Origin of the sequence: Campylobacter sp. RM12640 (assembly GCF_020137595.1) — a bacterium.
Taxonomy (GTDB): domain Bacteria; phylum Campylobacterota; class Campylobacteria; order Campylobacterales; family Campylobacteraceae; genus Campylobacter_E.
The window spans coordinates 1-24,627 of record NZ_JACGAU010000007.1 but is presented as its reverse complement, the minus strand read 5'-3'; the positions used below and the strand labels follow the sequence as shown (position 1 = coordinate 24,627).

At 27.6% G+C, this 24,627-nt stretch carries 27 protein-coding genes and 1 pseudogene; 27 read left to right on the top strand and 1 reads right to left on the bottom strand.

All coding sequences use genetic code 11. From position 1 onward, the window contains the following. The first annotated feature begins 4 nt into the window (after positions 1–4). The 25 genes and pseudogenes from AVBRAN12640_RS03765 (at position 5) to AVBRAN12640_RS03645 (ending at position 22,082) form a co-directional block, all read left to right on the top strand. The gene (locus tag AVBRAN12640_RS03765) at positions 5–832 is read left to right on the top strand and encodes an ATP-binding protein (RefSeq protein ID WP_214115747.1); all 828 of its coding nucleotides are present in this window, start codon (positions 5–7) and stop codon (positions 830–832) included. Continuing rightward, positions 825–1,697 (top strand): CDC27 family protein, encoded by an 873-nt coding sequence (locus AVBRAN12640_RS03760; protein ID WP_336608421.1) that lies wholly within the window; start codon positions 825–827, stop codon positions 1,695–1,697. Before AVBRAN12640_RS03765 ends, AVBRAN12640_RS03760 begins: the two co-directional genes overlap by 8 nt. Further along, entirely contained in the window at positions 1,694–2,230 is a 537-nt protein-coding gene (locus AVBRAN12640_RS03755; protein WP_214120155.1) for a hypothetical protein, read from the top strand. The genes AVBRAN12640_RS03760 and AVBRAN12640_RS03755 overlap by 4 nt, the downstream gene beginning before the upstream one ends. A gap of 44 nt (positions 2,231–2,274) precedes the next feature. Next, positions 2,275–3,966: a GspE/PulE family protein gene (locus AVBRAN12640_RS03750; protein ID WP_442862245.1), complete on the top strand. Its 1,692-nt coding sequence runs from the start codon at positions 2,275–2,277 to the stop codon at positions 3,964–3,966. A 3-nt stretch (positions 3,967–3,969) separates the two neighbouring features. Then, a pseudogene (locus tag AVBRAN12640_RS03745) lies at positions 3,970–5,204 on the top strand (type II secretion system F family protein). Between the two features lie 233 nt (positions 5,205–5,437). Next, entirely contained in the window at positions 5,438–6,115 is a 678-nt protein-coding gene (locus tag AVBRAN12640_RS03740; protein ID WP_214115742.1) for a response regulator transcription factor, read from the top strand. Further along, positions 6,112–7,365 (top strand): ArsS family sensor histidine kinase, encoded by a 1,254-nt coding sequence (locus tag AVBRAN12640_RS03735; protein WP_214120154.1) that lies wholly within the window; start codon positions 6,112–6,114, stop codon positions 7,363–7,365. The genes AVBRAN12640_RS03740 and AVBRAN12640_RS03735 overlap by 4 nt, the downstream gene beginning before the upstream one ends. Positions 7,366–7,485: 120 nt before the next feature. Next, entirely contained in the window at positions 7,486–8,256 is a 771-nt protein-coding gene (gene rpsB / locus AVBRAN12640_RS03730; RefSeq protein ID WP_214115740.1) for a 30S ribosomal protein S2, read from the top strand. Beyond that, positions 8,256–9,320 (top strand): translation elongation factor Ts, encoded by a 1,065-nt coding sequence (gene tsf / locus AVBRAN12640_RS03725; RefSeq protein ID WP_214120153.1) that lies wholly within the window; start codon positions 8,256–8,258, stop codon positions 9,318–9,320. Before rpsB ends, tsf begins: the two co-directional genes overlap by 1 nt. Further along, complete coding sequence (locus AVBRAN12640_RS03720) at positions 9,320–9,940, top strand: ABC transporter ATP-binding protein (protein WP_214120152.1); 621 nt, start codon at positions 9,320–9,322, stop codon at positions 9,938–9,940. The genes tsf and AVBRAN12640_RS03720 overlap by 1 nt, the downstream gene beginning before the upstream one ends. Next, positions 9,933–10,640, top strand: a complete 708-nt coding sequence (locus tag AVBRAN12640_RS03715; protein ID WP_336608420.1) for an SIR2 family NAD-dependent protein deacylase — start codon at positions 9,933–9,935, stop codon at positions 10,638–10,640. The genes AVBRAN12640_RS03720 and AVBRAN12640_RS03715 overlap by 8 nt, the downstream gene beginning before the upstream one ends. Then, entirely contained in the window at positions 10,628–11,386 is a 759-nt protein-coding gene (gene fliR, locus AVBRAN12640_RS03710) for a flagellar biosynthetic protein FliR (protein WP_214115736.1), read from the top strand. Before AVBRAN12640_RS03715 ends, fliR begins: the two co-directional genes overlap by 13 nt. A 9-nt stretch (positions 11,387–11,395) precedes the next feature. After that, positions 11,396–13,216, top strand: coding sequence for a hypothetical protein (locus AVBRAN12640_RS03705; RefSeq protein ID WP_336608419.1), 1,821 nt, complete (start codon positions 11,396–11,398; stop codon positions 13,214–13,216). A gap of 2 nt (positions 13,217–13,218) precedes the next feature. Then, positions 13,219–13,830, top strand: a complete 612-nt coding sequence (gene gmk, locus AVBRAN12640_RS03700) for a guanylate kinase (RefSeq protein WP_214115734.1) — start codon at positions 13,219–13,221, stop codon at positions 13,828–13,830. Between the two features lies 1 nt (position 13,831). Then, positions 13,832–14,062, top strand: a complete 231-nt coding sequence (gene tatA / locus AVBRAN12640_RS03695) for a twin-arginine translocase TatA/TatE family subunit (protein WP_214115733.1) — start codon at positions 13,832–13,834, stop codon at positions 14,060–14,062. Continuing rightward, positions 14,062–15,654, top strand: a complete 1,593-nt coding sequence (gene argS, locus AVBRAN12640_RS03690) for an arginine--tRNA ligase (protein WP_267524420.1) — start codon at positions 14,062–14,064, stop codon at positions 15,652–15,654. Before tatA ends, argS begins: the two co-directional genes overlap by 1 nt. Then, positions 15,651–16,712 carry a YeiH family protein gene (locus AVBRAN12640_RS03685; protein ID WP_239803498.1) on the top strand — a complete coding sequence of 354 codons (1,062 nt, stop codon included), beginning with the start codon at positions 15,651–15,653 and terminating at the stop codon, positions 16,710–16,712. The genes argS and AVBRAN12640_RS03685 overlap by 4 nt, the downstream gene beginning before the upstream one ends. After that, positions 16,712–17,647 (top strand): agmatine deiminase family protein, encoded by a 936-nt coding sequence (locus AVBRAN12640_RS03680; RefSeq protein WP_214120147.1) that lies wholly within the window; start codon positions 16,712–16,714, stop codon positions 17,645–17,647. The genes AVBRAN12640_RS03685 and AVBRAN12640_RS03680 overlap by 1 nt, the downstream gene beginning before the upstream one ends. 78 nt (positions 17,648–17,725) lie before the next feature. Then, entirely contained in the window at positions 17,726–18,634 is a 909-nt protein-coding gene (gene cysK / locus AVBRAN12640_RS03675; RefSeq protein WP_336608418.1) for a cysteine synthase A, read from the top strand. Beyond that, positions 18,627–19,148, top strand: a complete 522-nt coding sequence (epsC, locus tag AVBRAN12640_RS03670; protein ID WP_214115729.1) for a serine O-acetyltransferase EpsC — start codon at positions 18,627–18,629, stop codon at positions 19,146–19,148. The genes cysK and epsC overlap by 8 nt, the downstream gene beginning before the upstream one ends. Before the next feature lie 42 nt (positions 19,149–19,190). After that, positions 19,191–20,129, top strand: a complete 939-nt coding sequence (locus AVBRAN12640_RS03665; RefSeq protein ID WP_214142768.1) for a carbon-nitrogen hydrolase — start codon at positions 19,191–19,193, stop codon at positions 20,127–20,129. Between the two features lie 61 nt (positions 20,130–20,190). Then, a complete protein-coding gene (locus tag AVBRAN12640_RS03660) occupies positions 20,191–20,661 on the top strand; it encodes a hypothetical protein (protein WP_336608417.1) in 471 nt (156 codons plus the stop codon). A 37-nt stretch (positions 20,662–20,698) separates the two neighbouring features. Next, positions 20,699–21,130: a hypothetical protein gene (locus tag AVBRAN12640_RS03655; protein WP_214150257.1), complete on the top strand. Its 432-nt coding sequence runs from the start codon at positions 20,699–20,701 to the stop codon at positions 21,128–21,130. A gap of 2 nt (positions 21,131–21,132) precedes the next feature. Beyond that, entirely contained in the window at positions 21,133–21,540 is a 408-nt protein-coding gene (locus tag AVBRAN12640_RS03650; protein WP_336608416.1) for a hypothetical protein, read from the top strand. Between the two features lie 71 nt (positions 21,541–21,611). Then, the gene (locus AVBRAN12640_RS03645) at positions 21,612–22,082 is read left to right on the top strand and encodes a hypothetical protein (protein ID WP_336608415.1); all 471 of its coding nucleotides are present in this window, start codon (positions 21,612–21,614) and stop codon (positions 22,080–22,082) included. A 97-nt stretch (positions 22,083–22,179) separates the two neighbouring features. Here the strand turns inward: AVBRAN12640_RS03645 and AVBRAN12640_RS03640 are convergent, their stop codons facing one another. Then, the gene (locus AVBRAN12640_RS03640; protein ID WP_336608414.1) at positions 22,180–22,581 is read right to left on the bottom strand and encodes a hypothetical protein; all 402 of its coding nucleotides are present in this window, start codon (positions 22,579–22,581) and stop codon (positions 22,180–22,182) included. A gap of 225 nt (positions 22,582–22,806) precedes the next feature. Here AVBRAN12640_RS03640 and AVBRAN12640_RS03635 point away from each other — a divergent pair, with 225 nt between their 5' ends. Together AVBRAN12640_RS03635 and AVBRAN12640_RS03630 are read left to right on the top strand one after the other, a co-directional pair. Further along, positions 22,807–23,805, top strand: a complete 999-nt coding sequence (locus AVBRAN12640_RS03635) for a c-type cytochrome (RefSeq protein WP_214150613.1) — start codon at positions 22,807–22,809, stop codon at positions 23,803–23,805. 113 nt (positions 23,806–23,918) lie between these two features. Beyond that, positions 23,919–24,627 (top strand): cache domain-containing protein (locus tag AVBRAN12640_RS03630; protein ID WP_336608413.1); only part of this gene is annotated, 709 nt, incomplete at its 3' end.

Here is a 24,627-nt window from a genome sequence, read left to right as displayed (position 1 = left end):
GCTATTGAATAAATATACATTAGCTAAAGAATTATTTATAGACAATTTAGAAAGCCTTAGATTTATCAATCTTGATAAATCTAAGATTGCTTATCATAAGATTATAACTTCATTAGAAAAGCCTTTAAAATTAGTATTGTTTTATGGTAAGCCAGGTTGTGGTAAGACTTTTTTATTAAATAAAATAGAAAAAGATTTAAAAGAAAAAAATAAAAAGATTATATTATTAGAACAGCCATTTTATTCAGAATCAGGATTTTACACAGAGTTGCATAGAAAAATTTTTAATGAATATGTAGAGATTGAAAAATACGAAGATTTTTTAAGAATTTTTAAAGATAAAGTTACTCAAACTCCCGAAGAATTAAAATACGATGGATATATGGTAATGCTTGATGAAGCTCAAATGTATCCTAATATATTAATAGAAAAAATTAGACTATTATCAGATACTAGAATGTTTAAATTCTTATTTACAGTTCATAAGACGATTGCTGATGAGGATATTTTAGCTCAAGAGCATTTTACTACTAGAATTTGGGAAAGTATTGAACTTAGTGAATCTAGTGAAGATGAAATTAAAACTTATATTAATAAGAAATTAGAAACTTTAAAGAATGGTTTGGATAAAGGATTTTTTAGTAATAAAAATTATAAGTTTATATATAGCGTTACTAAAGGAAACTTAAGAACTGTTAATATGTTATTATATAAAGCATTTGAAATATATGAATTTTACGAGCAAGAAAGATTTAGTGAGTTTAGTAATCCAAAAATCAATGAAAAAGTATTAGAAATGGCTGCTCTTGATAAAGGTTTATTAAATGCTTAATTTACATGAAGTTATAGAATTAGAAAATAAATGGAAAATTTATTCAAGTAAGAAAAAAAAGAAAAAGTATATCTTTTTATACATATTAGCTTTTATTATATTTGTTATTTTTATATTTGCTTTAATATATTTTGCATACTCAAAAGGTGCTAGCGAATTAGAAACTAATGTAAAAAAAAGTAATAATGAAGTTAAAAAGATTATAAATGATACTAAGGTTAAATTAGAAAAAGAAAAAATATTAGATAATAAAAATATTATCAATAAACCAGTAGAAGTAATTAGTAATAAGCCAGATAATGATAAGAAATTAGTAGATATGCCTAAACAAGAAGAAGTTAATACTACTACTTTATCAGATACTACAAATAATGAAACTATATCATTAAGTATTATGAATATAGATGTTAAAAACTCATCTTTTAAATCAAATACAAGTGAAACAAAATCAAGTAATATTAAAAATAATAACATTATTAAAAATATACCTAAAAATATAGAAACTAACACAATAGTTATTACTGATTTAAATTCTACGGCTACACCTAAGGTAGAAAGCAAAAAAGAATTAGATGATTTAGAATATTTGAAATTAAAATTTTCTGAAACTAATAGTATATATTTTGCTTTAGATATAGCTGATGTATATTATTCTAAAGGTGATTTTAAAAACGCTAGAGAATGGGCATTGACTGCAAATAAATTAGATGTTAAAAACGATAAATCTTGGGTTATGTTTGCAAAAGCAAGTTATAAATTAGGTTTAAAAGAGCAAGCTATTAATTCTTTAACTAATTATTTAAATTCTAATAGCTCAACTCGTGTTAAACAAACTTTAGACTTAATTAAAGAAGGTAAATTATGAGAAAAATTATTTTTTTATTAATAGCTTTAAATTGTTTTGCTATTAGTTTAGCAGATATTAATAAAGCTATTGAAAATCAAGAATATTCAAAAGTATGCAATAATTTAGTATATGATTTAGCTGTAAAAAATCAAGATGATGGATTGATGAATTTGTATGGTATTGCATGTTTAAGAACAGATTATATAAACAAACTATCAGCTGTTATTATTGCACTTAGAAATTCAAAAGAAGCAAGAGCTAATGCTGTTTACTATTCAACTATTTTATATAAGAAAAAATTATTGCATTCAGCACTAGTTGATAACCTTAATATAAGCTCTATTAAGCTACCTAAGTGTGATTATATTTTATCTGATATTTACGATGATTATATATTAGGTAATTATATAAAGGAAAATGATAAATATATTTTTAGATATAATGATAAAATCTATGAAATGAGTTTGAGATTTGATAAACCATTTACTAAGATGGTTTTAACTATTTTAAATTCAAACAATCAAATATTAGAAGTGAAAGAGTACTGGTAATGGAATTTGTAGATCGTTTAGGAGTTTTAGTATATAGAAGAAAAATGGAATTAAAAGACACTATTATGTCTTTTGAAAATCCACAAGATAAGTTAAATTATTTAAAAAGCGTTTTAGATGAAAGCACATTAGAATCTTTATTGATTGACCTTTATAAGACTAATGGTATTACTTTAGATGATATTGCATTACATTTTGAAATAGGTAATAAAGAATTTTTAGAAAAAATTGCACAAAAATTAAGATTTGAATATATAGATTTAGATTCAGTTGATATTAATTATAAGATTTCTGAAAAAATTCAGTATTCAGTTTTATCAAACTATGGATTTTTACCTTTTAAAGAAGATGAAATTAATTTATATGTAGCATATAAAGAACCATTTAATTTAGAAACTCAAGATAAAGTTCAACACTTATTTAGTAGAAAACTTGTTAAAAACTATGTCGCACATCCATCTCAAATTGATAGATATTTAAGTAAAATTCAATTAAATGAAAGTATAAAAGATATTATCAATGATATTAGAAAAGAATTAAGTTCTGATCCTACAATGACTGGTGGAGAGCAAGATAGTTCTGGAATTTTAAAATTAATTGAAGTTATCCTTAGAACTTGTATTGTAAATCGCTCAAGCGATATTCACATTGAACCAACCGAGACAAACTGCATTGTTCGTGGTAGGATTGATGGTATGCTAACTGAAATATTTATTTTTGATAAAGATATATATCCACCAATGGTTTCTAGAATGAAACTTTTATCAAATATGGATATTGCAGAAAAAAGAAAACCACAAGATGGTAGATTTTCTGCTAGGGTTTTAGATAAAGAATATGATTTTCGTATTTCAACATTACCTATTATAAATGGCGAAAGTATAGTTTTAAGGATACTTGATAAATCAAAGATTTTAATTAGTCTAGGCAATCTTGGAATGCACCCTACAAATCTTGAAAGATTTCAAGCAGCAATGCATGCACCTTATGGGATTATCCTTGTAACTGGTCCAACGGGAAGTGGTAAAACAACTACTCTTTATGCTGCGCTTAATGATATGAAAAGCGTTGAGACTAAAATCATCACGGTTGAAGACCCTGTAGAATATCAGCTAAACTTAATTCAACAAGTGCATGTTAATGAAAAAGCAGGGCTAACATTTGCGGCTGCACTTAGGTCTATTCTAAGACAAGACCCTGATATTATAATGATAGGTGAGATTAGGGATGCTGAAACATTAACAATTGCTATTCAAGCAGCACTTACAGGACACTTAGTATTTTCAACTCTTCACACGAATGACGCAGTTTCAGCCGTTACTAGGATAGTTGATATGGGGGTTGAGCCTTATATGGTTAGTGGTGCATTAACAGCAATTGAAGCACAAAGACTTGTAAGAAAGCTTTGCCCTAATTGCAAGCAAGTTACAAAATTACCTGATAATTTTTATTCAAGAATTGAAAAGTATGTAAAAGAAGTAGAAAATCCACAATTTTATAAGCCTGTAGGTTGCCCTAAATGTTCTCAAACAGGCTATACTGGTCGTGAAATGATAAGTGAAATTCTACCAATCAGCGATAGAATTTCTTCTATGGTTGCAGCGGGTGCATCTAAAGAAGAGATTAGAAAAGTAGCTTATGAAGAAGGTTTTGTTGATATGTTTCATGATGGTATAGTAAGAGCTGCTAAGGGTGTTACTAGTGTTGATGAAGTATTAAGAGTTGCGAAAGAGTAATAAATGAAGAAATTTCAAGTTGAGTATATTAGTAAAGGACAAAAAAAGTCTTAACTCTAACAGCACAAAGCAAGGCAAGTGCTGTTGAACAAGCTAAGAATAAAAATTTAGGTCGTATAGTAAAGGCTGGCGAAGTTCAAACCGTTTCGCTAGGAAGTGCTGTTGATAAATTAAAAAATTTATCTTTTTTTAAACCTACTATAAAATTACCTGATTTGATTGCTTCAATTAACCAATTAGGTGTTATGGCTGGTGCTGGTATTTCTATCCATGATAGTGTGAGAGAAGTTGCAAATTCAAGTGCAAATAAAAGGGTAAAAGAGATTTTTTCTAAAGTTTATGAGGACTTGAATGCTGGTCTTAGTATAAGTTTATCACTTGAGCCATTTCAAGCTGAATTAGGTGATATTACACTAGCTATGGTTAAGCTAGGTGAAAGCACTGGTAAATTGGGTGAAAGTTTAAAAAAACTTGCAGAAATTTTACAAGAATTATATGACAATCAACAAAAGTTTAAAAAGGCTTTAAGGTATCCTATAATAGTTGTTACAGCTATTGCTATAGCATTTACTATCTTAATGCTTGTTGTTGTTCCGCAGTTTAAGGAGATATTTGAACAATTAGGGGCTAATTTACCACCTGCTACTAAGGCTTTGTTATTTATTGAGCATACTTTAAGAAATTATGGGATATATGTTTTAGTTGTGCTTATTGGTGGGATATTTGCTAGTAAAAGATTTTATGGAATTAATGATAATTATAAAGCTTTAGTTGATAGATATGCTTTAAAAACTTATCTAATAGGAAAGATTATTTTATTTGCTACTATGAGTAGATTTAATCTTATTTTTACAGAGCTAGTAAGAGCAGGTATTCCTATTGCAGATGCACTTGATACTTCACTTAGAACAATATCTAATACAACTATGAAAAATAAATTAAATGCTACTAAAGTTTCAATTTCAAGAGGGCTTAGCTTAACTGAATCTTTTAAAGAAACAGAACTTTATGAGAATATGCTTATTCAAATGATTAAAGCAGGCGAAGCCAGTGGTCAATTAGATGCAATGCTTGAAAAAGTTACTGGGTATTATAAGGAAAGATTTAATAATATTATAGATAACCTATCAAGCTATATTGAGCCAATTCTTATGTTATTTATTGCTGGTATGGTTCTTTTCTTAGCACTTGGTATTTTTATGCCTATGTGGGATTTAGGAAGCGCTGTAAAAAGCTAAATAAAATCTTTAGTCAAGAATTTGACTAAAGATAATACATTTCTTTATTAGTTTGAATTTACAATAATTTAACTAAGTTCTATACAATCACTAAGCTACAATATTTTTTAATTTGATAAATAGTTTTAATTTTAATGAATTAAAATAATCTTTGTAAGCTATTTGGTTTATAATATAAATTATAGATTTTGATAAGGTTTTATCTGTATTAGTAATTATTTAAAGGAGTTAAAATGACTAGAATATTAATGATTGAAGATGATTTAGAATTAGCAGAAATTTTAAAAGAATATTTAGAGCAATATGATATGAAAGTTGATATTGCTGATGAACCATATATTGGATTGTCAAAATTAAATCTTACTACATATGATTTGATTATATTGGATTTAACATTGCCTGGAATGGACGGACTTGAAGTATGTAAAGAAATTAGAAAAAAATATACAAGTCCAATTATAGTATCATCTGCAAGACACGATATAAATGATAAAGTAGAAGCTTTAGAATTAGGCGCTGATGATTATTTACCAAAACCGTATGATCCAAAAGAATTAAAAGCTAGAATTACATCGCATTTAAGAAGATTTGAACAAATTCAAATAAGTGCAAACGAGCATAGCAACAAGACTTTAGAATATGATGAATTTAAACACGCTATTTATTTTAGGGGCAAAGAATTAGTTTTAACAAATGCAGAATTTGATATTTTAAGTTATTTAATTAAAAAAGAAGGTGGTGTAGTTAGCCGCGAAGAATTAATTTACAATTGTTCTTCAATTAATGAAGAAAGTTCTAATAAAAGTATAGATGTAATTATTTCTAGAATAAGACAAAAAATTAGTGATGATAGCAAAACTCCAACTCATATTCACGCAATTAGGGGAATTGGTTATAAGCTAACACAATGAAATCTAGTATTTTTTATGTAATTACTTTTATTTTTATATTAGCTACTTCAACTATAGGAATGGCGTTTATTTGGTTGATTAATTATGATAAGGATAATTATTCAAACGAACTAAACGCTAGATATTCTTACTTAGCGAATTTAAAACTCCAAGAATTAAATAATGCAATTACTGAAGATGAATTTAATTACAAACAAAATCAATTTAAACTTAAATTAATAGACCAAGATAGTAAAAAATTAATTTTATTTGATGCTATAACATTGGCTGAAGATAGTAATAACTTAGGAGCAAGTAAAATTCTTACAAGTAATGGCAAGAATTATTTATATATAATAGCAAATGATAAAGATTTCTTATATGAAGATACGAATTTTAATTCTTATAGATATATGAGTATTCAAATAATATTATGTATAGTTATTTTGGTTTTATTAATTAGTTATATATTTGTTATAGGTAAATTAAGACCTATTAGAAGACTTAAAAGACAAATTACAAAATTTGCTAGCAATGATTTAGATAATATAGAAAATATAAGCAAGGGTAATGATGAGATTTCTCAAGTTTCAGATGCTTTTTATCAAGCTATTAAAAAAATTAAAGATTTAAATACTTCAAGACAATTTTTTTTAAGAAATATAATGCACGAGCTTAAAACTCCAATTACAAAAGGTAGAATTACAGCTGAAATGCTAGAAGATACGAAATTTAAGCAAAGACTTATAAATGTATTTGATAGAATGGTTATTTTAATAGATGAATTAGCCGCAGTAGAGCAAATCACAAGTGGAGTTGCAAAAAATCCAAAGAAAATTTCAATTAATCACATTTTTAATGAAGCAAAAGAAATGTTGCTTTTAGAAAATGAAAAAATTAATATTATAAGTGATAATACTTTTGTAGTTTATGTTGATTTTAAATTATTTACAACTGCAATTAAAAATTTATTAGATAACGCTATTAAATATTCAGATGATAATGCTGTAAGAGTTATAATTTGCCATGAAAGTATAAAGTTTTATAACAAAGGTAAAAAATTAGATAAAAATATTGAGTATTATTTAGAGCCTTTTACTCAAGGTGGTAATAAGAGTTCAAATTCTTTTGGCTTGGGGCTTTATGTTGTAAATACGATTTTAGAAGCTCATAAATTGAAATTAAATTATAACTATGATAATGGTTATAATATTTTTGCCATTACTAATCTTGATAATATAATCAAAGAAGAAAAAACTCAAGAAAAATAACCTTTATTAACTTTAAAAAAGCTAAAATACCCGCTTATTTCACACACACCAATCCTTATTTGTTGCAACGCTAGTTGTATTTGGGTGTGGAGGTAAAAACAATTTTTTAAGGAGAAACCTATGGTTACAATGAGAGATTTATTAGAATGTGGTGTGCATTTTGGGCATCAAACAAGACGCTGGAATCCTAAAATGAAAAAGTTCATTTTTGGTGAGAGAAAAGGTATTTATGTAATTGATTTACAAAAAACAATTAGATATTTTAGATATACATACAATATCGTTCGTGATGCAGCAGCAGAAGGTAAAACAATTTTATTTGTTGGAACTAAAAAGCAAGCAACAGATGCTATTAAAGAATATGCAATTAAATGTGGAATGCCATATGTAAATCACAGATGGTTAGGCGGTATGATGACAAACTTTGAAACTATTCGCCAATCAATTAGAAAACTTGAAGTTATTGAAAGTATGCAAGAAGATGGAAGCATTAATTTATTAACTAAAAAAGAAGCATTAATGCTAAATCGTAAAAAAGAAAAATTATTAGATTATTTAGGCGGTATTAGAGACCTTAAAACTCGCCCTGATATGATTTTTGTAATTGATACAGTAAAAGAAAAAATTGCAGTTGCAGAAGCAAATAGATTAAAAATCCCAGTAGTAGCTCCAATTGATACAAACTGCGATCCTGATGTTGTAGATTTTCCTATCCCAGGTAATGATGATGCTATTCGTTCAGTTCAATTATTCTGCCAAGAAATGTGCGAAGCTATATTAGAAGGTAAAGCTTTAAGAGAACAAGATGGTGAAGTAGTTGAAAGAGCAGAAGTTAGCGAAGATGAAAAACAAGAAGTATTAGAAGAAGCTATGATGGAAGGGGAAATGTAATGGCAGAAATTACAGCAGCAATGGTAAAAGACCTGCGCGAAAGCACAGGTGCTGGAATGATGGATTGTAAAAACGCACTTAAAGAGTGTGATGGAGATATGCAAAAAGCGGTTGAATACTTAAGAGAAAAAGGCTTAAGTAAAGCTGCTAAAAAAGCTGATAGATTAGCAGCTGAAGGTTTAATTGGTGTTAAACTTTCAAATAATTTAGCAAGTTTAGTAGAAATCAATTCAGAAACTGACTTCGTTGCTAAAAATGATAAATTTATAGATTTAGTAAATAAAACAGTTGAGCAAGTTCAAGTTAGTGGAGTTTGCGATGTTGAAAGTTTATTAAATAGCAATATTGATGGGGCTAAATTTGAAGATTATCTAAAAAATCAAATCGCAACTATTGGAGAAAATTTAGTTGTAAGAAGATTTGCTACTTTAAAAGCAAATGATAATGAAGCTTTAAGTGGTTATTTACACACAAATGGTCGTGTAGGTGTTATCGTTAAGGCTAAATTTAATAATGCTGCTAATAAAGCAAAAGTTGAAGAATTTTTAAAACAACTTTGTATGCATATTGCAGCTATGAAACCAAGTGTTTTAAGTTATAAAGATTTAGATAAGGAATTTGTAGAAGCTGAATATAGAGCTTTATGTGCTGAACTTGAAAAAGAAAATGAAGAATTAGTTCGCCTTAAAAAGCCACTTCATAAAATTCCACAATTTGCAAGTAGATTACAAATTACTGATGCAGTTTTAAAGAAAGCTGAAGAAGATATAAAAGCTGAATTAAAAGCTCAAAATAAACCAGAGCAAATTTGGGATAAAATTGTTCCTGGTCAAATGGCAAGATTTATAGCTGATAACTCAATTTTAGATTCTCGCCTTACATTAATGGGACAATTTTATGTAATGGATGATAAAAAAACTATAGAGCAAGTTATTGCTGATAAATCAGCTGAATTAAAAGATGAATTAGTAATTGAAAGCTTCGTAAAATATGAAGTTGGCGAAGGCTTAGAAAAGAAAAACGAAGATTTCGCAGCAGAAGTTGCAGCTCAAATGGGTAATTAATGTTAAAAGCAAGCGGTATTGGTAAAAAATACGATGCCGTTTTATTTAACAATTTAAATTTAACTTTAAATCCGCAACAAACTTTAGCCGTCTTAGGCAAAAGTGGTTGCGGAAAATCTACATTATTGCATATTTTATCAACACTTTTAGCACCTGATAGCGGGGAAGTCTTTTATAAAGATAAGAATATTTATAAACTTAGCGAAGATGAAAGATTATTAATAAGAAGAAATGATTTTGGAATTATTTTTCAGCAGCATTATCTTTTTAAAGGATTTTCAGCTTATGAAAATATTGAATTAGCAAGTGTTTTATCAAATAATAAAATAGATGATGAGATAATTAATTTTTTAGGTATTAAAGAAATTCTAAATAAAAAAGCTAATGAATTAAGTGGCGGAGAGCAGCAAAGAGTAAGTATTGCTAGAGTTCTTTGCAAAAAACCTAAAATTATTTTTGCTGATGAGCCAACTGGAAATCTTGACCCAACAAATGCAAAAATAGCTATGAAATTATTGATTGATTATGTTAAATTAAATAATTCAGCCTTATTTTTAATTACTCACGATGAAAATTTAGCTTTAATGTGTGATGATATTTTAAGGATAAATAATGAGTAAGTTAGTTTTTTTAAGTGGAGCTGGTCTTAGTGCCCCATCTGGCTTAAGCACTTTTAGAGATAATGATGGTTTGTGGGAGCAATATGATTTAGATATAGTTTGTAATTATCAAACTTGGATTAAAAATTTTAATTTAGTTCATGAATTTTATAATAAAAGAAGATTTGAATTAAGAAAAGTAACACCTAATAAAATGCACGAAAAAATTGCTGAAATATCAAAGCGTTTTGAAGTTATTAATTTTACTCAAAATGTTGATGATTTATTAGAGCGTGCAGGGTGTGAAAATGTAATTCACTTACACGGAAAATTATTAGAATTACACTGCACTAATTGTAAAGATATTACTAAACTTAATTTAAATGATGATTTGGAATTTAAATTTGAAAATTGTAAAAAATGCCAAAGTAAATTAATTAAGCCTAGTGTGGTGTTTTTTGGAGAACAAGCGCCATTTTATACTGATTTATATTCAACATTTTATAATCTTAATGAAGATGATTTGGTGGTTATCATAGGAACAAGTGGTGCAGTTATTAATATAAATTATTTATTAAGGTTTGCAAAATCTAAAAACATACTAATTAATTTAGAAAAAAATAAATATATAAATGAAGCTTTATTTTCTCATATTATTTATAAATCTTGTGATGAATGTATAGATGAATTAGAGCAAATTATTCAAGAATGGAACTCGTAAGATTATTTAGTGAGCAAAACATAGTTTTGTTTATGCTATTACTTGCTAGAATGAGCGGACTTTGCTTGTTTTTTCCATTTTATTCGCATTTACAAATTCCTGTGGTTATTAAGTCTAGTTTTGTTATTATTATGACTTTTTTTTTCTATCCATTAGCTCATACTAATATAACGCCAAATTATTTAGTTATTGCTCTTATAACTGAGCTTTTGTTAGGACTTGTTGCAGGTCTTTGTTTGCAGCTTACTTTTACGATTTTACAAATGAGTGGAGAACATATTAGTTTTATTATGGGTTTTTCTATGGCTAGCGTGCTTGACCCAAATACTGGTGCAAATACTCCTATCATCGGTCATTTTATCTCTCTTATTGCATTGCTTTTGTTTTTAGCTTATGATGGACATCATTTGGTTTTGTTATTTTGGGCAAAGAGTTTAAATGGTATTGCTTTAGGTGATTTTGCTTTGCATGATGGTTGGTTTAGACAGATAATGAATGAGACTAAAGATATATATTTAATTGGTCTTAGCCTTGCGTTTCCAATAATTGCTATATCAATGCTTAGTGATTTTGTATTTGGTTTGCTTATGAAAACAATGCCACAATTTAACCTTTTAGTGGTAGGCTATCCTATAAAAATAACGATAGCATTTATTGTTTTGATGACAATTTTAGCTACAATCTTGTTTTATTTTAAAGAATTGGTTTTAAAAGTGTTTTTACAACTTGAACTATTTGTAAGTTAGGAAGGTATAATGAATGCAATATTAATTAATAAAAATCCAGCAATTTCAAGATTAATAAGCCTTAGTTTGCAGAAATTAAATATTACTTATAAAGAAATAAATAATTTAGAAGAGCTTGAACCTTGTGATATTATTATAGCTGATAATGAGTGTGAAGTTGATATTAAATTATGTCAACAAATGTCTAAAAAACTAATTCTTATATTAGCAAAAAATGAAACAAGTAATGATGCAATAGTTATTCATAAACCATTTTTACCTACTGATTTTATAGATTTGATAAATAGTTTTAAAGACGAATTAAAAGAAGATTTTAATACTAGCGATTTAGATAATATTGATTTATTAAGTGATGATATTGATTTGGAAGAATTTAAAATAGATAATATCACTGATTTAGATAGTTTAGACTTGAATGATTTTGGTAATAGTTTAGGTTTGGAAACTAAGCTTGATTTAGATAATACTGATGAATTAAATTCTATAGATGATTTTAATATAGATAATATTGAAGAACTTGATAATTTAAATAATGATGAATTATTGCAAGATTTAGATAGTTCTAATGATTTAACTTCTTTAGATGATGAATTACTGCAAGATTTAGAGAATTTAGATGATGTTGATAATAAATTTAGTGAAGAATTGGATAATATTGAAGAACTTGATAATTTAAATAATGATGAAGCATCTCAAGGTTTAGATGATATTAATAATGAATTAGATGAGAATTTAAATACTCTTGATGATTTAAATTCCTTAGATGATGGATTAGATACGAAATTATCTGATTTTAATGAAGATGGGAATTTAAATAATGATGAATTATCACAAGATTTTGATAGTTCTAATGATTTAACTTCTTTAGATGATGAGTTAGCACAAGATTTAGATGATACTAATGATGAGTTAGATGAGAATTTAAATACTCTTGATGATTTAAATTCTTTAGATGATGAATTAGATACGAAATTATCTGATTTTAACGAAGATGAGAATTTAAATAATGATGAATTATCGCAAGATTTGGATACTTTAAGTGATATTGAGAATTTAGATGAATTAAGTAATGCTATTGTTTTAGAAGAAGATTTAAAAACTACGAAAGATATAGATGATTTAGAAGAGAATTTAAATAATGATTTAAATTTAGATGATTTGAATAATATTGATGAATTTTCATTACCTGAAAGTTTTGAAGAATTAAGTAGAGATTATCAAGATTTATTGCAAGATGATATTGATTTTACAAGTTCAAATGATTTAGAAGAAAATATAAACGATAGTTATGAAGATGATAATTTTAAAGATTTAGAAGATGATTTAAATACAGAAATAACAAATGATTTTGATGTTGTTACGGGTGATTTAGATGTAGCTGAAGATATGAAAGATGATTTTATTGATAGTGGTTTAGAAGAAGAATTTGAAGATGTGAAAGAAGATTTGAATGTTAATAATCATTTAGAAGATATTCAAGATAATGAATTAGGTTCTTTAGCTGCTTTTGATGATATTAAAGATGATATTGAAGATATTCAAGAAATTGTAGGAGATGAAAAAGTGAGTGATTTTGATGATTTAAATGAAATTGAAATTAAAAAAGCGTTAGGGGAGGAAGTTGTAGAATTATTAGACAATAATGAAGATATAAAAGAAAAAAATAATGATTTTACTAATAGCATAGAAGCAAATGTTGATGATGACATTAGTGAAGTTAGCGAAAATGTTACAAAAGCAGTAAATCAAGCTATTATCAATAGCACAAAAGGCACGAAAAATCGTATAAAAGATATAAATATATCAATTAATATAAGTTTTAAAGATTAATTATGGCAGGAATTTTATTAATATCAGGCCCAAGTGGTGCGGGCAAAAGCACACTATTAGAGCGTTTAGCACAAGATTATAATGATTTTTATTTTTCAATATCAGCAACCACTAGAGCTCCTAGAGCAGGAGAAAAAGAGGGTGTAAATTATTATTATTTGACCCACGAAGAATTTGAATTAGGAATTAAAAATGATGAATTTTTAGAGTATGCTAATGTTCATGGGAATTATTATGGAACGCCATTAAAACCAATTTATGACGCTTTAGAAAATGGTAAAAATGTTATTTTAGATATAGATGTTCAAGGCTTTAGAATAGTAAAAGATAAATTAGGTAAAGATTTTTTATCAGTTTTTATAAGTCCTGAGAATGAAAAAGTATTAAAAGAACGCCTTGTTTCTCGTGGCACAGAAAATCCTGATGTAATTGCTAAAAGACTTCATAATGCAACTGCTGAAGTTCAAGCTATTGGAAGATATGATTTTTTTATTATAAATGATGATTTGGAAAAAGCTTATAAAGAGCTTAAATTACTTTACCAAGCAGCAAACTTAAAAGTGTTAAATAAAGACATTAAAAAATTTATTTCAGAATGGAAAAAAGGAGAATAATATGGGAATAGGTAGTGGATGGCACTGGATTATTGTTTTATTAGTAATCATTTTATTATTTGGTGGTAAAAAATTACCAGAACTTGCAAAAGGCTTAGGAAAAGGTATTAAAACATTTAAAAAAGAAATGGCAGATGATACTACTGCAAAGCCTGTGAATGAAATTGATGAATTAGCTGATAATACTAAAAAAACTGAAGCTAATGAAGTAAAAAGCGAGCAAAAAGCCTAATGCTAAAGGAAAGTATTAAAGAGTATTTATCAAAAGTATTAGAATGCGAATTTAGTTTAGAAAGTCCAAAAGATAGAAATTTAGCTCATTTTGCAATGCCTTGCTTTAGCTTTGCAAAAGAGCTTAAATTAGCCCCAAATAAAATTGCAGCAGATTTTGCAGAAAAATTGAAAAATTGTGAGATTTTTAGCAGTGTTGAAGCAGTGAATGCTTATGTCAATTTCAAATTATCAAATGATTTTTTAGATAAATTATGTAAAAATGCTTTAAATAACCCAGAAGATTTTGCAAAAAGTCCTAAAAAAAATTATAAAATCTTGCTTGAATATGTAAGTGCAAATCCTACAGGACCGCTTCACATAGGGCACGCAAGGGGTGCTATTTATGGAGATAGTTTAAATAAAATTGCAAAACATTTAGGCTATACATTTGATACAGAATATTATGTAAATGATGCAGGTAATCAAATAGATTTATTAGGCGAAAGCGTTATTTTAGCTATAAGAGATTTTGTTTTAAAAGAAAATGTTGAATATCCTGAAAGCTTTTATGGTGGCGAGTATATGCAAGAACTTGCTAGGATTTTTTATGATAAATTTAAAGATGATTTTATAAATAACAAAACCAAAATAGCAAGTTTAGCTAAAGATGAAGTCTTAAAAGAAATCAAGCAAACTTTAGCAAATGCTAGAATTAAGATTGATAATTATGTAAGCGAAACTGCTTATTATCCAAAGCTTGAAGAAACTTTAGAAAAATTAAAAAAAGCCGAAGCAACATATTTAAAAGATGATAAATTATATTTAGCATCTACAAAATATGGAGATGACTTAGATAGAGTTATAGTGCGTGAAGATGGTAGGGGGACTTACTTAGCAGCTGATATTGTTTATCACGATGATAAATTAAGTAGGGGATATGATAAAGTTATTAATATATGGGGAGCTGATCATCACGGCTACATTGCTCGTGTAAAAGCTGCTATGAGTGCTTTAGGGCATGATGCTAATAATCTTGAAGTAATCCTAGCTCAAATGGTTAATTTGCTAAAAAACGGACAACCTTATAAAATGAGTAAAAGAAAAGGTAATGTCATTTTATTTAGCGATGTTTTAGATGATATTGGAGTAGATGCTTTAAGATATATTTTTATAAGCAAGCGTTGTGATAGCCCGCTTGAGTTTGATGTAGATGAGTTTAAAAAGCAAGATAATTCAAATCCTATTTTTTATATAAACTACGCACATGCAAGAATTCATCAAATATTTGCAAAAGCTAATAAAAACTTTAATGATGTAATTAATGTTAGTTTAAGTAATTTTAAAGATGAAAATGCACTTAATTTATTATTTGATGCTTTAGCTTTAAATGATGTTTTAGAAGACGCTTTTAATAGCAGAACTCTTTCTAAATTATGCGATTATTTAAAACAAATCGCAAGTTCATTTCATAAAATTTATAATGAAACTAGAGTTATTGGACATGAAAATGAAGAGCAATATTTAAAAATATTTGCTCAAGTTGCTTTATGTATAAAAACAGGTTTTAGCTTAATTGGTATAAATGCAGTAAGTAGAATGGAAAAAGAGTGAGTAAAAAACACAACAAATCCCCAGAGCAAGTAGCTTTGGGGGTAAATAAAATTTATAAAAGTAAAAAAATAGAAAGTTATGTAGTATTAGTAGTTTTAGCATTTTGTTCTTATGCTATTGGTGAATTAAGCTTTTTTAAGAACTTTGGAATATCAGCTTTAATAATTGCCGTAATTTTGGGAGCTGTTATTGGAAATTTCGCACATCATAATGTAAGCTTATTAAAAAAAACAGGTGCTTTAGGAGTATGCACTAAGCAGATTTTAAGACTAGGGATTATTCTTTATGGTTTTAGAATTTCTTTAAGTGATATTGAAAGCATTGGCTTAAGTGGAGTTGGACTTGCTTTTTTTATAGTTTTTTCTACATTTTTTATTGGCTTATTAATAGGAAAATTATTAAAAATAGACTTTTTACAATCAGCATTAATTGCTAGTGGTTCTAGTATTTGTGGAGCTGCTGCTGTTTTAGCTAGTGAGAGTGTGCTAAAAGGTGGTTCGGCAAGAGTTGGTATAGCAGTTTGCACCGTAGTTGTGTATGGTTGTATTGGAATGTTTGTTTATCCATTGGTTCAAAATCTATTTGATTTAGATGGTAGATTATTTGGCTTTTTAGTAGGCGGGACTTTACACGAAGTTGCACATGTTGTAGGAGCGGGTTCTAGTATAGGAGTTGATGGGGCAAATTCAAGTATAGTTATAAAAATGGTAAGAGTTTTAATGCTTGTTCCATTTTTATTAATGCTTAGTTTTGGATTTAAAAAAGAAGAAAAAAAAGGCAATTTCTTAAATCAAATTCCTTGGTTTGCTTTAGGATTTTTACTAGCTTGTGGCATATCAAGTTTGCCTATTTTAAATACAGAATATGCTTTAAATGTTATAAAGCCTAATATTGCTATTTTTGATACATTTTTATTAAGCTTAGCAATGGTGGCACTTGGAGTAAATATTAGAAAGGATATGTTAAGCAAAGCTGGTCTTAAGCCATTTATTATGGCAGCAATTTTATGCGTATGGTTAGTGGTTGCAGCTTATGCTTATATAAAGGTGTTTTGTTAATGAGAGCAGAATGGCAAAAATGTGAATATATATTATTAGCATTACCTCATAAAGATAGTGATTGGTCGCCTTATTTAAATGAGATTTTAAATTCTTATTTAGAATTTGCAAAAGCTATTACAAATCATTGTAAGGTGCTTTTAGTTCATCACGAAAGTGCAAATCTTGATGAGTTTAAAAAGTTAAATAATATAGAGTTTTATTGTTTTAATACTAATGATACTTGGATTAGAGATTTTGGTCCAATTGATAATAATTTGGATTTTGTTTTTAATGCTTGGGGGAATAAATTTAGTTCTAATTTAGACAATGCTTTTAATGAAAATTTGTTTAAAAATTATCTTAAAAAAGACCTAAATAAAATTGATTTTATTTTAGAAGGTGGTAGCATTGATACTAATGGCAAGGTATTATTGACAACTACTGAATGTTTATTAAACGATAATAGAAATCAACAAAGCAAAGAAGAAATAGAAAATACACTTAAAAAATATTTAAAAGTTCAAGAAGTTTTATGGCTTGAAAATGGTGTCATTATAGGTGATGATACGGATTCTCATGTGGATACTTTAGCTAGATTTATTGATGAAAATACTATCGCTTATAGTTCTTGCGAAGATGAAAATGATGAAAATTACGCTAGCTTAAAAGCCTTAGAAGATGAGCTTAAAAAAACTAAATATAATCTAATCTCACTACCAATTCCTAGCCCAAAACATTATAATGGCAAAAGATTAGGCTGCACTTATGCTAATTTTGTGTTTGTAAATGACGCTTTAATAGTGCCTTGTTATGATGATAAAAACGATGAATTAGTAAGACAAAAATTACAAAAAGCTTTACCTAATCATAAAATTATTTTAGTAAATGCCTTAGTCTTCGTAAGGCAAAATGGCTCATTACATTGTTCTTGTATGAATATATTTGAAGAATAATTTTATTTTCATAATTACTCTTTTTAATTAATTTTTTAATTTATAATAAAATTTTTATTTTAAAAACAAGGGGTAATTATGAAAAATATTTTAGATTTAGTAGGCAATACACCAGTAGTTAAACTCAATGCTTTAACAAATGATAATATGGCTCAAGTTTATGTAAAACTTGAGAAATTTAATTTAAGCGGTAGTGTAAAAGATAGAGCTGCTTTAGCTATGATAGAAGAAGCTAAATTACAAGGAAAATTAAATTCTAATTCAATCATTTTAGAGCCAACTAGTGGAAATACAGGTATTTCTTTAGCGTTGATTGCTAGATTAATGGGCTATAAAGCTTGCATAGTAATGCCTGATACTATGAGTAAAGAAAGGCGAGATTTAATAAAAACTTTCGGAGCTGATTTAATTCTTACGAGTGGAAAAGATGGTATGAAAGGTGCTATTAATAAAGCTTTAGAATTAGCAAAGAGTGATAATAGATATATAATCTTACAACAATTTGAAAATCCAGCAAATACAAAAGCGCATTATACGAAAACAGCAGAAGAAATCATAAAAGAATTTAAAACTCTTGATTATTTTGTAGCAGGAGTAGGCACAGGCGGGACTATTAGTGGTGCTGGTAAGAGATTAAAAGAGCATTTTAAAGATATTAAAGTAATAGCAGTAGAGCCAGAGCAATCTCCAGTGCTTAGTAAAAACACAGCAGGAGCGCATAAAATTCAAGGAATAGGGGCTGGATTTGTTCCTGCTATTTATGATGCTAGTGTGGTTGATGATATTGTTTGTGTAGATGAAGCTGATGCAATTAATATGGTAAGATTATTAGCTAGTAAAGAAGGATTGTTATTAGGAATTTCATCTGGTGCTAGTATATTTGCAGCCTTAGAGTTGGCAAAAACTTTACCAAATGATAAAAAGATTTTAGCAATAGCTCCTGATGGCGGAGAAAAATATATTTCTATGGGGATTTTTGATGTTTGATAATTTAAAATATGATTTAGAAAATATTTTAAAAAACGACCCAGCAGCAAGAAATAAATTAGAAGTTTTTTTATTATATCCTGGTGTACATTCTGTGTTGTTTCATCGTTTAGCGCATTTTATGTATAAGAAAAAATTATTTTTTATAGCTAGATTTATATCTCAATTTTCAAGATTTTTAACAGGTATAGAAATACATCCAGGAGCAATAATTGGCAAAGGTTTATTTATTGACCACGGAATGGGAGTTGTGATTGGAGAAACGACTATTATAGGAGATAATGTTACTATTTATCACGGGGTTACTTTAGGTGGCACAGGTAAAGTTAGTGGTAAAAGACATCCTACCATTGAAGATGGAGTAATAATTGGAGCAGGTGCTACTATCTTAGGCAATATCACAATTGGTAAAAATGCAAAAATCGGTGCGAATGCTACTATTTTAAAAAATGTATCGCCAAATACAACAATGGTAGGAACTATAGGAAAGGAAATAATCAAGAATATAAAATAACTAGAATTTGATAATATCTTGAAAACTTATAAGGATAAAAATATGTTAAAAATTGGTTTAGTATCACAAAAATATAGCGAAAATATGAGAGAAATCACAAAAGCAAAGATTAAAAATGTTGCTAAAAAAGGTGCAAAATTAGTAATTTTACAAGAATTACACCAAAGTGCTTATTTTTGCCAAGTGCAAAATACTAATAATTTTGACCTAGCTAGTGATTATGAAAATGATTTGATTTTTTGGAGCGAAGTAGCAAAAGATAATAATATCGTATTAGTTACATCTTTATATGAAAAACGCCTAGAAGGTTTATATCACAATACTGCTATAGTTTATGAGAGTGATGGAAGTATTGCAGGAAAATATCGTAAAATGCACATACCTGATGATCCGCATTTTTATGAGAAATTTTATTTTACTCCAGGTGATTTAGGTTTTCGTGCGATTGATACAAGCGTAGGAAAATTAGGGGTTTTAGTATGTTGGGATCAGTGGTATCCTGAAGCTGCAAGACTTATGGCTTTAGATGGAGCACAGATTTTAATATATCCTACAGCTATTGGTTGGCTTTATGAAAACGGCGTTAGCGATGATAGTGAAACTATGCAAGACCAATTAAATGCGTGGCTAGGTGTTCAAAGAGGACACGCAATAGCTAATTGTTTGCCTGTTGTGGGGGTAAATCGTGTTGGTTTTGAAGATGTAAGTCTTAGTGGCGAAAGCAGCATTACTCAAAATGAGAAAAAACATTTTATAAATAGCAATGAAACTACTAAAAATGGTATTGATTTTTGGGGTAATAGTTTTGTATATGATGCACAAGGTAAAGAGCTATTTAGAAGCAATGAAAGCGAAGAGCTTGAAGTAGTAGTTGCTATAGATATGAAAAAATGCGAACAAATAAGACGCTGGTGGCCGTTTTTAAGAGATAGAAGAATAGAACATTATTCTAATCTAACAAAAAGAGCTATAAAAGAATAAATCATTTTGGAATTTAATTAGGAATTAGCATCAAGCTAATTTCTAATTGCTAGGATATTTTATGGCTTTTAAAAACGCAATTATTGATGATAGACTAGATAAAAAATACTCACTTTCTTATATCTACGGAGAACATACTAATAGTTGGTATGGCAGACAACATCATAAATTTCCTTATGATTGGTATATTGTAATAGATGAAGAATTAGACTGCTGGTTTATGAATTGTATGTATTTTGATGACCCTGAGCTAGACCATGCAAAGCTTAATAAATCTTTGTGGATTTTATATTATAAAGGCGAACATATAAGGATAATTTTAGATTATGATATTAGTCAAGAGATTGATAATGTAGTTTATAATAGAGTTTATAAAATTCTTTCTATAAAAGATAATAAAACATTAAGTGAAAAAGAAATAATAGCCTTATTAAGAGAAATATTAGCTGTTTATAAATGGAATGGAAGCTTAAATAATGATAAAGAATTTAAAGCATATATAATAGATGAAGTGTTTGAAGATATTTTGTAAAAAAAATTAAATCATTTTAAAAATATAAAGGATAAAAATGTTTTATAAAGAATGTGAGCTTTGCTCTTGTAAGATTTCAAAATTAAAATTATATACCTATAAAAAGGATTTAGGAATTTATACTTTAAAATGTCCTAATTGCAATGCTTCTTATGGATTGAAACTTAAAGTATATTTTGTAATGATTTATGCTATTTTGAATGAGATTTTAGGATGGACTGCGTTTTTGCTACCATTTTTTTGTGTGTTTTTATGCAGTGATTTTGTGAGTAAGAATGTTGCTTTTTTAATCTTTGTATGGCTTGTATCTTTTTTAGGTATTGGGCTTTTTGTGGTAATACTTGAGCATTATTTAAATTTATTTATATTTTCTAAATTTGTTTTAATTGATGATAATGAGAAGTTAGAAGTTAAAAAAACTAGATTAATTAAATTAAAAGATTTTTTCATAAAGCTTATAAAAAGATGAAAATGTTTTATAAAGAATGCGAGTTTTGCTCTTATAATATTTCAAAGCTAAAATCATTTTCTTATAAAAAAGACTTAGGTATTCATACCTTGCAATGTCCTAATTGCAAGGCTTTATATATTTTAAAAGGCAAAATATCAAGATTAAAAATTAGCGAAATGATAAATATTATTTTTGGTCTGTTAGATTTTAGTATTGCATTTTTTATAGCTAGGGCTTTTGTTTATGATAATATTTTAATTTTTATAATTTTGTTTTTCTTAGTTTTTGTGATTTTATCTTTTATATTCTCTATTATTCAGCGTTATTTGGATTTATTAGTATTTGCAAATTTAAGTTTAATTAAAGATATAAAAACTAAAGATAATTGGCTTAAAAAAATAAAATATTATATTTTTTATAAAAGCTAATTCTTATTTTAAATTCCTTAAAATTTTAAAGAATTAAAATATGAATTTTATTTTCAAAAAAAGGAGAAATAATGGCTTTTAAAAACGCAATTATTGATGATAGATTAGAGAAGAAATATTCTTTTGTAGATATTTGTATTGAGCATACTAATGATTGGTATTTAAGACAACATCATAAATTTCCTTTTGAAGAACGCATTGTAATAGATGAAGAATTAGACTGCTGGTTTATGAATTGTATGTATTTTGATGACCCAGAACTAGACCATGCAAAACTTAATAAATCTTTGTGGATTTTATATTATAAAGGCGAGCATATAAGGATAATTTTAGATTATGATATTAGTCAAGAGATTGATAATGTAGTTTATGACAAAGTCTATAAAATACTTTCTATAAGAGATAATAAAACATTAAATGAAAAAGAAATAATAGCCTTATTAAGAGAAATATTAGTTGTTTATAAATGGGACGGAAGCTTAGATGAAAAAGAAGAATGCACAATTTATGTAAGAGAAGAAGTATTGAAAGATGAAGTGTAAAAGAATTTGATTGTTGGTTTAAAGATTTTATTTTTTAGTTTTTTGATTAATAAATTATGCTTTAAAAAGTTAAAGGCATAATTTATTTAATCTTTTATTAATCTTCTATCAATTTATATCCTAATGACGCATTATATATTATAAAACTATGGCAAGTATCAACTTGAAATTTATCAGAATCAGATTTAGGTTCTAAATCTACATTGTCATACCATTTTTTACACCAATCAGGCAAGCACGCATCTTGTATAACATAGCCTACTTCTACAACTTTATTATTTCTAGGGTCTGTTTTGAACGCACATTTTTTACCATAATTCATATTTCCTTGAGTTACTATGGTTTTATCAGGATATGTTCTTATGATTTTAGCTGTGTTAGTATTAGAATTGTTGTTATGGTTTATAACATTATTTACATTTAAAAGTTCTGGCATAACGCAACCTGTAGATATAAAATATAACGTACTAGCCATAATTATATTAATTTTTTTACTCATTTTCTCTCCTTTATATTAGTTTTTTATTTTAATAATATAATACTTATAATTGACTTAATACAGAATATCAAAATTAATACTTCATCTTTTTAAATTCTCTTAGTTTTATTTATTTTTTGTAAATTTGTAACAATTTTGTAATTTTTTACGATTTTTATGCTTATTTTTCACATTAAATTCACATAAAAATCCTAGCATTTTCTTAAATCAATTTAAGGAGAAGTTATGAAAACTAAAATTAGTATGATTTTATTATTATCATCTTTTGCATTTGCGATAGACCCAAGTGTGAATAAAACCAAATCAGAAACAGGCATTAAACAAGCTAAAATGAATTGGGTAGTGCCGAGTGCTATGAATGATGATGGGTATTTAGATGAAGAAAAATTACCTAAAGGCTCAAAATATATTGAAGCAGTGATTTTAGGCAATAAAATCCTAAATGAAACCACATACTACATAGGTCCAAAGGCAAAAGATGAGAGTAAAAGATATGCAGGAAATAATTTATCTTGCAGCAGCTGTCACGCAAATGGCGGGACTATTCCTTATGAATCAGGTTTTGTAGGAATTTATGCTAGATTTCCGCAATACTTAGCTAGAGGCGATGTAGTCGCTACTCTTGAAAATCGTATAAATGGCTGTATGGAACGCTCTATGAATGGTAAGCCATTGCCTATTAATTCAGTAGAGATGAAAGCAATTGTAACTTATATGCACTATTTAAGCCAAGGTGTGCCAGTGGGTGCTAATGTTGAAGGGCAAGGACTTACTCAAGTAAAATTATTAAATAGAGCAGCTGATCCTAAAAAAGGTAAAGTTATTTATGAAGAAAAATGCTCGGCTTGTCACGGCGAAGATGGAGCAGGAATGCTAAATGACGAGCAAAAAGGTGGATATTATGTATATCCTGCTTTATGGGGAGATGATAGCTATAACACAGGTGCTGGAATGTATAGACTAATAAAAGCAGCTTCGTATATTAAAGGTAATATGCCAAAAGGTGATGCTACTTTAAGTGATGAAGAAGCTTTTGATGTAGCAGCTTATATTAATTCAAAACCAAGACCAATTAAGGCTAATCGTGAAGCAGATTTTCCTGATAGAAGGACAAAACCACTTGATATGGATGTAGCTCCTTATGATGATGATTTTAGCATAGAGCAACATAGATTTGGACCTTATATAAAAATGCAAGAAGTTAGCAAATCTAAAGCAAAATAAGTAAAGAAGGAATTTCAATTTTGAAATTCCTAAAATCTTAATTAAATTTAACATTATTTATATTTTTAAATTTTAAAATTATGTTTTATTTAAAGTTTCAAAAGGAGTATGTAATGTTAAAAACTATAAAAGCAAAACTTGGTTTTGTTATTATTTTAGGATTGTTTGTTTTATTTTTGATGCTTTATTTATTTTACAATAATAATCAAAAGACAATTCAAGCTAATTCAAATGAGGTAGCAAGAATTATGCAAGTTGATATAGAAGAAAAATTAAAAATATCAACTGATGCAATGATTAATGCGCTTTCAATTCATTTAAAAGATTTACAGAGTGAAAAAGAGAAAATTGATTATATAGCACAAGCTATAGAAAATTTTAGATTTGACAATGGTAATGGGTATTTTTTCGTTTATAAAGATACCACAGCAGTAGCTCACCCAGTTAGCAAAAAGCTAATAGGACAAGATTTAAAGGGAATGCAAGCTCCTGATGGGACTTTTTTTATTCAAGAATTAAGCAAAAAGGCTAATTCTGGTGGTGGTTTTGTAACCTTTCCTTTCCCTAAACCAGGCACTGATATTACAGCACCAAAATTATCTTATGTAGCATTAATACCTAATACAAATTCTTTATGGATTGGAACAGGTGTTTATTTAGATGAGATTGATAAGAATACTCACGAGTTAGAAAATTTAATCAATAGTAGTTTTGTTACGACATCTATTATTGCTTTATTTGTATTTATAGTGGTTTTTATCCCTTATATTGTATATGTGATGATGCTAATAGTAAAATCTTTAAGCAAATTAAATAATGGTA

Excerpts from the sequence above, each read along its gene's own strand:
- AVBRAN12640_RS03645 (WP_336608415.1), top strand. The coding sequence starts at position 21,612 with ATGGCTTTTAAAAACGCAATTATTGATGATAGATTAGAGAAGAAATAT.
- tsf (WP_214120153.1), top strand. The coding sequence starts at position 8,256 with ATGGCAGAAATTACAGCAGCAATGGTAAAAGACCTGCGCGAAAGCACA.
- AVBRAN12640_RS03720 (WP_214120152.1), top strand. The coding sequence starts at position 9,320 with ATGTTAAAAGCAAGCGGTATTGGTAAAAAATACGATGCCGTTTTATTT.
- AVBRAN12640_RS03715 (WP_336608420.1), top strand. The coding sequence starts at position 9,933 with ATGAGTAAGTTAGTTTTTTTAAGTGGAGCTGGTCTTAGTGCCCCATCT.
- AVBRAN12640_RS03640 (WP_336608414.1), bottom strand. The coding sequence starts at position 22,581 with ATGAGTAAAAAAATTAATATAATTATGGCTAGTACGTTATATTTTATA.
- AVBRAN12640_RS03705 (WP_336608419.1), top strand. The coding sequence starts at position 11,396 with ATGAATGCAATATTAATTAATAAAAATCCAGCAATTTCAAGATTAATA.
- AVBRAN12640_RS03660 (WP_336608417.1), top strand. The coding sequence starts at position 20,191 with ATGGCTTTTAAAAACGCAATTATTGATGATAGACTAGATAAAAAATAC.
- AVBRAN12640_RS03650 (WP_336608416.1), top strand. The coding sequence starts at position 21,133 with ATGTTTTATAAAGAATGCGAGTTTTGCTCTTATAATATTTCAAAGCTA.
- AVBRAN12640_RS03735 (WP_214120154.1), top strand. The coding sequence starts at position 6,112 with ATGAAATCTAGTATTTTTTATGTAATTACTTTTATTTTTATATTAGCT.
- fliR (WP_214115736.1), top strand. The coding sequence starts at position 10,628 with ATGGAACTCGTAAGATTATTTAGTGAGCAAAACATAGTTTTGTTTATG.
- AVBRAN12640_RS03750 (WP_442862245.1), top strand. The coding sequence starts at position 2,275 with ATGGAATTAAAAGACACTATTATGTCTTTTGAAAATCCACAAGATAAG.
- cysK (WP_336608418.1), top strand. The coding sequence starts at position 17,726 with ATGAAAAATATTTTAGATTTAGTAGGCAATACACCAGTAGTTAAACTC.
- AVBRAN12640_RS03665 (WP_214142768.1), top strand. The coding sequence starts at position 19,191 with ATGTTAAAAATTGGTTTAGTATCACAAAAATATAGCGAAAATATGAGA.
- gmk (WP_214115734.1), top strand. The coding sequence starts at position 13,219 with ATGGCAGGAATTTTATTAATATCAGGCCCAAGTGGTGCGGGCAAAAGC.
- tatA (WP_214115733.1), top strand. The coding sequence starts at position 13,832 with ATGGGAATAGGTAGTGGATGGCACTGGATTATTGTTTTATTAGTAATC.
- AVBRAN12640_RS03635 (WP_214150613.1), top strand. The coding sequence starts at position 22,807 with ATGAAAACTAAAATTAGTATGATTTTATTATTATCATCTTTTGCATTT.
- AVBRAN12640_RS03755 (WP_214120155.1), top strand. The coding sequence starts at position 1,694 with ATGAGAAAAATTATTTTTTTATTAATAGCTTTAAATTGTTTTGCTATT.
- AVBRAN12640_RS03740 (WP_214115742.1), top strand. The coding sequence starts at position 5,438 with ATGACTAGAATATTAATGATTGAAGATGATTTAGAATTAGCAGAAATT.
- AVBRAN12640_RS03680 (WP_214120147.1), top strand. The coding sequence starts at position 16,712 with ATGAGAGCAGAATGGCAAAAATGTGAATATATATTATTAGCATTACCT.
- rpsB (WP_214115740.1), top strand. The coding sequence starts at position 7,486 with ATGGTTACAATGAGAGATTTATTAGAATGTGGTGTGCATTTTGGGCAT.
- AVBRAN12640_RS03760 (WP_336608421.1), top strand. The coding sequence starts at position 825 with ATGCTTAATTTACATGAAGTTATAGAATTAGAAAATAAATGGAAAATT.
- AVBRAN12640_RS03655 (WP_214150257.1), top strand. The coding sequence starts at position 20,699 with ATGTTTTATAAAGAATGTGAGCTTTGCTCTTGTAAGATTTCAAAATTA.
- argS (WP_267524420.1), top strand. The coding sequence starts at position 14,062 with ATGCTAAAGGAAAGTATTAAAGAGTATTTATCAAAAGTATTAGAATGC.
- epsC (WP_214115729.1), top strand. The coding sequence starts at position 18,627 with ATGTTTGATAATTTAAAATATGATTTAGAAAATATTTTAAAAAACGAC.